The 8,498-nt window shown below is 40.6% G+C and carries 7 protein-coding genes; 3 read left to right on the top strand and 4 right to left on the bottom strand.

From position 1 onward, the window contains the following. Nucleotides 1-2,064: PAS domain-containing protein (locus OGM63_RS18745; RefSeq protein ID WP_263747172.1), on the bottom strand; the 2,064-nt coding region annotated here is incomplete at its 3' end. Between the two features lie 523 nt (nucleotides 2,065-2,587). Between OGM63_RS18745 and OGM63_RS18740 the strand changes: the two genes are divergently transcribed. Next, nucleotides 2,588-3,094 (top strand): pyridoxamine 5'-phosphate oxidase family protein, encoded by a 507-nt coding sequence (locus OGM63_RS18740; protein WP_263747171.1) that lies wholly within the window; start codon nucleotides 2,588-2,590, stop codon nucleotides 3,092-3,094. Between the two features lie 365 nt (nucleotides 3,095-3,459). On the opposite strand, the gene OGM63_RS18735 is transcribed toward OGM63_RS18740, so the two are convergent. Further along, complete coding sequence (locus tag OGM63_RS18735) at nucleotides 3,460-4,548, bottom strand: glycosyltransferase family 4 protein (RefSeq protein ID WP_263747170.1); 1,089 nt, start codon at nucleotides 4,546-4,548, stop codon at nucleotides 3,460-3,462. Nucleotides 4,549-5,294: 746 nt separating this feature from the next. Between OGM63_RS18735 and OGM63_RS18730 the strand changes: the two genes are divergently transcribed. Beyond that, nucleotides 5,295-6,101 (top strand): ABC transporter permease, encoded by an 807-nt coding sequence (locus OGM63_RS18730; RefSeq protein ID WP_263747169.1) that lies wholly within the window; start codon nucleotides 5,295-5,297, stop codon nucleotides 6,099-6,101. A 385-nt stretch (nucleotides 6,102-6,486) separates the two neighbouring features. Here the strand turns inward: OGM63_RS18730 and OGM63_RS30065 are convergent, their stop codons facing one another. Further along, entirely contained in the window at nucleotides 6,487-6,675 is a 189-nt protein-coding gene (locus OGM63_RS30065; protein ID WP_445974563.1) for an ACT domain-containing protein, read from the bottom strand. Nucleotides 6,676-7,149: 474 nt separating this feature from the next. Here OGM63_RS30065 and OGM63_RS18720 point away from each other — a divergent pair, with 474 nt between their 5' ends. Beyond that, nucleotides 7,150-7,422, top strand: a complete 273-nt coding sequence (locus tag OGM63_RS18720) for a hypothetical protein (protein WP_263747168.1) — start codon at nucleotides 7,150-7,152, stop codon at nucleotides 7,420-7,422. A 241-nt stretch (nucleotides 7,423-7,663) separates the two neighbouring features. On the opposite strand, the gene OGM63_RS18715 is transcribed toward OGM63_RS18720, so the two are convergent. Continuing rightward, nucleotides 7,664-8,284, bottom strand: a complete 621-nt coding sequence (locus tag OGM63_RS18715) for a DUF4340 domain-containing protein (protein WP_263747167.1) — start codon at nucleotides 8,282-8,284, stop codon at nucleotides 7,664-7,666. Nucleotides 8,285-8,498: the final 214 nt, after the last annotated feature.

Raw genomic sequence — 8,498 nt, 5'->3', positions numbered from 1 at the left:
CTGCCCCATTCCCACCGACAGCCTAATATCAATTCGTCCCCCTGCTGGGGTAAATTTAATGGCATTATTGAGCAAATTGCCGACGACTTGCTGCAAGCGATTGAAATCACACAAAACTTTACCTACATTCGGCTCAATTTGCAGATGCATTTCGATAGATTTTTCTTGTGCTGCCAATTTCACCGTTTCGATAGCGGCATTAATTATAATTGCTAAATCAAAGGCAGCAAAATTCAAAGATAGTTTACCTCGCAGTATCCGGGAGACATCCAGCAAGTCATCAATTAGTTGAATCTGCAATTTAGCATTGCGTTCGATGGTATCCAAAGCCCGAAAAGTCACCGCTTCATCAAATTTGCGGCTTTTAAGTAGCTTTGTCCATCCTAAAATCGGATTGAGAGGCGATCGCAATTCATGAGAAAGTACGGCAAGAAACTCATCTTTGATGCGGTTAGCGGTTTCTGCTTCTGCACGGGCAGCTTTTTCTCGCTCTAAAATTTGAGCACGTTCTTCATCGATTTGTTTTTGCTGATGAATATCTGTACAAGTGCCAAACCATTTGACGATGCGTCCTTGGTCGTCTTTTATCGGTAAACCTCGTACTAAATGCCAACGATATGTGCCATCAGCAACTCTCAGATAACGATGTTCAAGTTCGTAAGGTCTACCATTTTGCAGCGCTTGGGTCCACACTTGTGCAGATATTTCTAAGTCATCCGGATGCAGTACCTTTCTCCAACCGTAGCCGGCAGTTTCTTCTAAAGTTAATCCGGTGTATTCGTACCAACGCTGATTTACGTAAGTTGCCAAACCTTCAGCATCTGTTGTCCAGACCATTTCTGGAATAGTGTCAGCTAAGAAACGGTAGCGTTCTTCACTTTGACGCAGAGTTTCTTCAACTTGCTTGCGATCGCCAATATCTTGAACTGTTCCCATCATCCGCACTGGCTGACCATCGGCATCATAAAAGCCTCTACCTTTAGCGGCAAGCCAATGCAAGCTACCATCAGTCCAAACCGCGCGATATTCTATATCATAATCTAACTTTTGGGCAAGAGCGCAACTGACAGCTTCATCGGTACGTTGTCGATCTTCTGGATGCAGAGTATTCAGAAAAAGCTCGTAAGTAATTGTGGTGTCAGGTAGAAATCCAAACAGTTCTTTACACTTATAAGTAAAAATTAACTCGTCGGTGGTTAGATCCCAAAACCACATACCCAGATTAGCCGCTGTGGTTGCAAGCCGAATGCGTTCTTCACTTTGTTGTAAATCTGCCTCAGTTTTTTTGCGTAGACGCAAGTCTTCCCATAAGGCATCGCTAATGTCAATTCTGATGCCAACTATCCTAACCCAGCGGTTATCTGCATCCTGCTTAACAAACCCTCGATCCTGTAACCACACATAATGACCATCTTTATGACGCACTCGGTACTCAATTTTATAGCGATCGCCATTTACCAAACTAGCTTTAAATTCGTCATCAACTCGTTGTAAGTCATCCGGATGCACAAGCTGTTGCCACCATTGTGGCGTCGGTTCAGCTTCTTCTAGAGTGTATCCCAAAAGCGCAGTCAGACCCTGAGTTCTTTCTACAGTACCGCGCGAAATCTCCCAATTGTAAAATAGGCAATTAACCGCTGCTAGATCAAACTGTTCGTTATGTCCCAAGGCAAGTTCTGTATCTTGTTCAGATATACTTCCTGCCTGGTATTCTCTCTCAAGTCTTGAGCGAGCCGATTTTTTGATCTCAGAAAAAGTTGTGACAACAGCGTAGGGTTTTGTGACTCCAGCCAAAAACAGAGGTTGCGAGTTCAGTAATAACCACACTAGCTGACCATTTGGTTTATACAAACCCATCACCACATTCAAACATGGCTTTCCTGTTTGCAAGGCTACCATCGCTGGGTGACTCTCACAAAAGAAAGCAGAACCATCTTCATGAATCCATTGCCAAAGATCGTCCACCGAAGTCCGTCCCATCAGCTGCTCGGCAGTCAGTCCAAGTATGCGATCGCAAGCGCTATTGCCAGCTTGGATAGTACCATCCGCAAGTTGCAGGACCATTCCCTCTTCAACAGTTGGGACCATCGAGTAATTTGCTTGTTTATTTATCTCCTGGTGCAACGATAACAAATTATCAGCCAATTGGTTTTGAAACTTTTCCGCGTCTGGCATTATCTAAAAGGCTGACTGTATACCACATTCTATTTTTTATCACACAACTGCAAATCCTATTTCTTCCTCCCTTGGGTAGAAAATAAATTTAACCTAATGTAGTATATTTGACCTAGGTACTTTGACTCATGCTAATCTCTCGTTAGTCGTTAAATAGATGAGTTTAAATAAACGCGCTTCTTAGTAGTAAGCGGATCTATTTATTAAAAGCTTTGATCTGAGCGGTGAACCGCTGACTACGAATTATTTTTCTACCTCTATGGATATAGCCTTGAGAATGATTTATGCATAAATCATTCTCAAGGCTCACGCACTAGAACCGGATAAACGCTAACACAGAAAAAGAGTTTGAAAATTCACAACGGATTGCCCTTAAACTCAAGCTTTGAAGTAGATATAAGAGTAATAATCAATGACAACTGATACAGACCAAAACCAAAAAATTGAAAAGCTGCGTGAACTAGTCAAAGATATTGACTTTGGCATGTTAACCACCATCGATGACGACGGAACTTTGCACAGCCGTCCTATGTCTACGAATGGTGAAATTGAATCTGATGGTACTCTTTGGTTTTTCACCTACGCTCCTTCTCATAAAGTAGATGAAATCGAACACCATGAACAGGTTAATGTTAGTTTTGCCGCACCTAATAAACAACGTTACGTTTCTATGTCGGGCACAGCACAATTAGTCAAAGACCGCAAAAAAATTGAACAATTGTGGAAGCCGGAACTCAAGGCTTGGTTTCCCAAAGGATTAGACGAACCGCATATTGGTTTGCTGAAAGTCAATGTACAAAAAGCAGAATATTGGGATGCACCATCTAATTTTGTAGCGCACACAATTGGTTTGGTAAAAGCAATTGCTACGGGTGAAAAAGCTAGTAGCGGTGAAAACGAGAAAATCACTTTGGGATGAAAATTTTCTTTTGGGTAACTTTATCTTTTGTCGTAGTCGGAGGAATCATGTTATTTCTCCAACCAGCTATTGACTTTCACCCTTATTAGTTGAAAGAAAGTGCATATTCCCAGACAAAGTACATGGGAATAAGATGGTGTCCGTTAAACTGTCGTAGAGACGTTCGGTCCGGAACGTCTCTACTTAGGACATATATCAATACCCTTGGTGTTAAGGATTTTTGGTATTGATTTGATGTATGTAGAGACGTTCGGTCCGGAACGTCTCTACGCTCGTATTTGGGGCTTAACACGCCCGCGTATTAGGACATATATAGGAATCTGGTTTGATTGCGTGAAAAAATCTAAATAAAAGCCGATAAAAGGCTAAATTCCACTTTTCGCTAAAGTTACCGCATTGCGGAAATGACCATTGCGCTGAGAAAATTTATCTGCCAAAATTTTTCGATAAACAGCTTCATAACCATCGGTCATTGCTTGCAAGCTGAAACGCTTCGAGACATATTCCCGACAACCACGTCGGTCTAATTCTGCCACCCGATCAATCGCAAATACGAACTCTTCGATGTTGTCGCACAAGAAACCCGTTTTGCCGTGGTCAATTACTTCTTTTGTAGACCCTAGTTTCATCGCAATAACTGGTGTCCCTGCTGCCATTGATTCTACCATCACCAACCCAAATGGTTCTCGCCAAGTAATGGGGAACAACGTAGCTACAGCACCACCCATTAAAGCATTTTTCTGCTCATGGTTGGCTTCACCCAAATATTCAATTTGCTTACCGTCAATGTACGGCTTAATTTTTTTTTCATAGTATTCTACATCAACAACATCCACCTTACCAGCTATTTTCAAACGCCAGCCAGCTTTGAGAGCAACTTCTATGGCTAAGTGCGGTCCTTTTTCTGGAGATATCCTACCCAAAAAGGCTAAGTAAGGCTCATCTTCCGGTGAAAAGTGAAACTTATAACTGCTAACATCAATTCCGTTGTAAACAGTCGCTACACAGTTAAGGTCTAACCTCGGTTCCCGTTGTGCCTCAGAAATACTGATGTATGGTTGTTGTTTAGCGTGTTTAAACATTTTTTCGTTGTCCGGTGAAAAAATACCATGCAACGTATGAACCGTAGGAGTTTTTACCAACTGAGCGTAAGGCAATGCCCCAAGACCCATATGCGAGTGAATGATATCAAAATCTTCTGCCCGCTCATACACAGAACTTAAATGCATCAACTCGTAAACACCCGGTTCCTTGATAGTCGGATCGAGTCGTAAAGCACTCGGATGAACTGATTCTAGCTTTGCCAAACTGATAGAATCACCCGATGCAAATAGCGTTACTTCATGTCCTCTTCGGACTAATTCATCAGTGAGTAATCCTACTACTAACTCGATTCCCCCGTAAGCGGGGGGGGGTACTCTTTCCCATAGTGGGGCTACCTGAGCAATCCGCATTAAAAACCTCCCAATTAATCAGAAATTGTATTTTAAATGCTTGCTTACTTACTCAGGATGTTTTCGATAGATTCACTCTGCATAAGAATTAAGTTTGAAAACAAACTGTTGCCAGACAAGTATTTAATTTAAATTATATGTCCATATTTCGATAATTTTTGTCTACCGGAAGGAAGGAAATGACTATCTCTTGAGACGAATATTTAAAATAATTAACCAAACCGGGATTATTCTCTGTCTTCAGATATATATCATTCAATTAGTTCTCTGCTGGTAAAAATGTTGTGGCGATCGCTAAAATAGTAGTCACAACCAAATCAATAATGGTTGCTCAATTTCTTCCCAGCGCAAATTGAATCAAATTTGAGAAGGAAATTGGGAATAGCTAATAAGAACTACGGAAAATGCCAAGAGCTTATTTCCTAACTCTGACAATGCTATGCCCACTCAACCAGGAAAAATCGAATGAACAACAATTGGTATACGAACAAAGTAATTTTGTGGTTAAGCGTTGTTTCAGTTTTAATTCTCTACTGGGTTGGAGTTAATCTACTCATGTAAGCAACCCAAAACAATTTACTGGGTTTTCTTTCTTTTGAAGACCCAGTGTTTTTTTGTCAAAGTACATATTTGTACTCATCCCTAGGCATAGAGCGATCGCGCGAAATAAAGAAGATAGAATATTGACTATTGACAGGAAAAATGATATGCTAGATTTTGATAAGGAAGAACCATCTTAAAATAAAATGAATTTAGATTCATCCCAGAAAAAACCGCGTGTCGCATGGCAAGCGGTTTTCTCAGTAGTGATGTTTGTGATGATGTATCTGCCGATTTTGGTACTTGCCTTTTATAGCTTCAACTCCTCCCCTTACAGTGCAACTTGGCAAGGATTTACTCTTGATTGGTATAACAAGCTATTCAGTGATGAACGCATATTATCGGCTCTCAAAAACAGTTTAATAGTTGCTTGTAGTGCCGTGAGTATAGCAGCAGTGCTGGGAACCTTGATGGCTGTAGGGATAGCGCGTTACCAGTTTCCGGGAAAGGCATTGTATCGGGGGATTTCTTATCTACCATTGATTATTCCCGATATTGCCATCGCCGTAGCTACCCTAGTTTTTTTAGCAGCCTTTGCCATCCCCTTAAGTTTGTGGACAATAGTTGCCGCTCATGTAGTATTCTGTCTGGCATATGTTGCACTTGTAGTTTCATCCCGACTTACCAACATAGATCCCCATTTAGAAGAAGCCGCACTTGATTTAGGAGCCACACCGATGCAAGCCTTCATCCAAGTATTGCTACCTCAGTTAATGCCTGGAATTATCGCAGGTTGTCTGCTTGCCTTTGTACTCAGCCTAGATGACTTTCTCATTGCCAGCTTCACCGCTGGTAGTGGTTCCAACACCCTACCAATGGAAATTTTCAGCCGGATTAGAACTGGAGTCAAGCCAGACATTAATGCTCTGAGCGTCATCTTAATTTTAGTATCTGCGATCGTCGCTTTTATCGCCGAATTGATTCGCGCTGACCGAGAGGATAAAGACTCATAATATCAAATTTTAGGAATTCACCTTGTTATTAGGGGTTTTTAAGTCTTATCTAATACTTTCACCCGCATTTTCACAGATTGTCGAATAGTCATAAACAAGGCATGACGGCATGACCTTCGTAGAGACGTTCCAGACCGAATGTCTCTACAATATAGCGGTTTGCACTTGTACGCAATACAGATCGATATGAAATTTTTCTGCCACCACCTTTAAATCAGGATGGTTGCTGATAATTAGCGGAATTTATGATGCAAACTCTTTCGCACATTGTCGCAAAATCAAGTCAAATAGACAATGGTCTTGCTTGCTTACCCAAATGGCAATGCGTGGGATAGTATCAGAAAAATGCAGTTCCCACTTTGCCCCTAAAGGTTGTGCGATCGCATTAAATGCTGGTGCAATAAATTCTCAAAGGCAAATTAAATCCATCCAACTGCCATTCAATCCGGGTGAGAAATAAACAAGTCCCAAAGTCTGTATGCTGGTCTGCGTGGATGATCTTCCCACCATTCGCATAGATGAAGTTGGCAATTTTCGCGACAAGTCCCCGTTGATCGGGGCAGGAAATTAACAATAGACATCTCCGGAAAAGAATGTAGAGACGTAGCTAGCTTACGTCTAATCAAGGGTTTTGGGCAACGCATAATTCATTTTTGGAGATGTCTAATGTTGCTGTCGGACTTGTCATATGGTGTGAAAATTTACCTCATCTCTGCTTTTTTACCGGATCGCCCAAACCTGAAACCGTAAAAAGATACAGTATTAGGATTGGCATCATCAATGATAATTAATAACTTTAGTTACTAATTATTTAATTTTTTCTTTTCTCGGCTTTTCCTCTATGTAGATTAGTGTAAACACGAACAAATAGGATGAAAATTTTACATGGCTTTAAGTAGTATTGAATATAGTTTAATCTTGCTATAATTGCAAGTATAATCTCAAACCAGTAAAAAAAAAGTACAGACTAACTAAAAAATTCCTGCCACCTCAGAAAAACGAAACTCCGATACAAATGGTTCATTTACTAATAATTTATGGAAGCAACATGCTACAGACATGTCTTATTTATTTGGCAATTATTATTTACCTGGTGATGGCTTACTGTTTCTTTGCAGAATGGCTGCATTTCTTTTTACAAGATGAACAAATGAATTTAGAGCAGCGCTTATTTTCTGGTATAATTTTGGTAATAGCTAGTATTTTCTGGATACTAGTAGTGCCATTTGCCTATTTGGAATTATTAAAGTTTCATAAAAAACACAAAGAAGTTATTGATTTACTAATTAACCAGTCAAACACCAAACTTTATGATGATTGATGATTGACATCGCGGAATTTGAACTGCTTAATTATTAATGATTGTTTATTTTTTATTTAACTATTGTCTATTTTCTTAATAGGCAGCTAGTGAAAAAAAGCTCCTGCAATTTAGCGGGTTTCCCTTTCACGGCAGATGCGACAACGCTGCGTCAGCTTATGTTCCTCCGCTTCCCCCCCCCCAAAAGGTGCCGAGTGGAAAATACGCAACGCACTGCCTCCCCTTTCCCCCTCTTTTTCATTTATTTGGTCTTTGCTGGATTGGGTTGAGCGGTACTAGGCAAATTGTTGATGTTATTATTTCCAGGTTGTTGCCACTCTGAAAGCTCCCGGTTGACTGCATTTTCAAAATCAGTGGATACCAATAGCACATTGATATTACCATCTAGTTTAGGAGTGGGATCAACTTGAGCATACAAAAAACGGCGGTTAAAATCAGGTTTACCTAAAGTTAATTGATGAGTTTTCTGATTTTTCAGGTTTATATTGATAGTTGCTTGGGGTGGATTTAAACCAAAATCTGCAAGCTGGTTAGCTGGAATTGATAAAATGCGATCGCTCTTACCCTTCACCAGCAAATCCATCAAATAATAAACAATCGGATCGTTTGCTGCAACCGCTATAGGAGATTTTATCATCCATTTTGTATCGCCAGCATTATTACGTTCCAGATTTAAAGTCATATTTTCTGTCTTTACCGTCAAAGACTGCACATCATCTGCTGCAAAAGAGAAAATTTGCTGTTTTTTCTCCTTGACTTCCTCTCGCACAGGTGCCCCCTTAATTTCATAGAAGTAAACAAAAGTACCACTACCTAGTGCTAGCAATATCAGAATTAAAGTCGTTCGTGGCAATTTCATCATTTGTTGGTTGTTAGTTGTTGGTGGAAGCGTTGATAGTTGTTGGTTGTTAGTTGTTAGTTGTCACAAATGAATTATTCTTAACCCCAAACCCCAAAACCCAAAACCCCAACACCCAAACCCCAAACCCCAAACCCCACATCCCCTTTCCTTTACACCTCTTCCCGCCCCCCAGAAGCCAGGGGAACTCGTATGTTGTCTTCTGCTTGTAAAAAAA

The organism is Plectonema radiosum NIES-515, assembly GCF_025753815.1.
GTDB classification, from domain to species: domain Bacteria; phylum Cyanobacteriota; class Cyanobacteriia; order Cyanobacteriales; family Nostocaceae; genus Hassallia; species Hassallia radiosum_A.
This window is presented reverse-complemented; position numbering and strand designations above follow the sequence as displayed.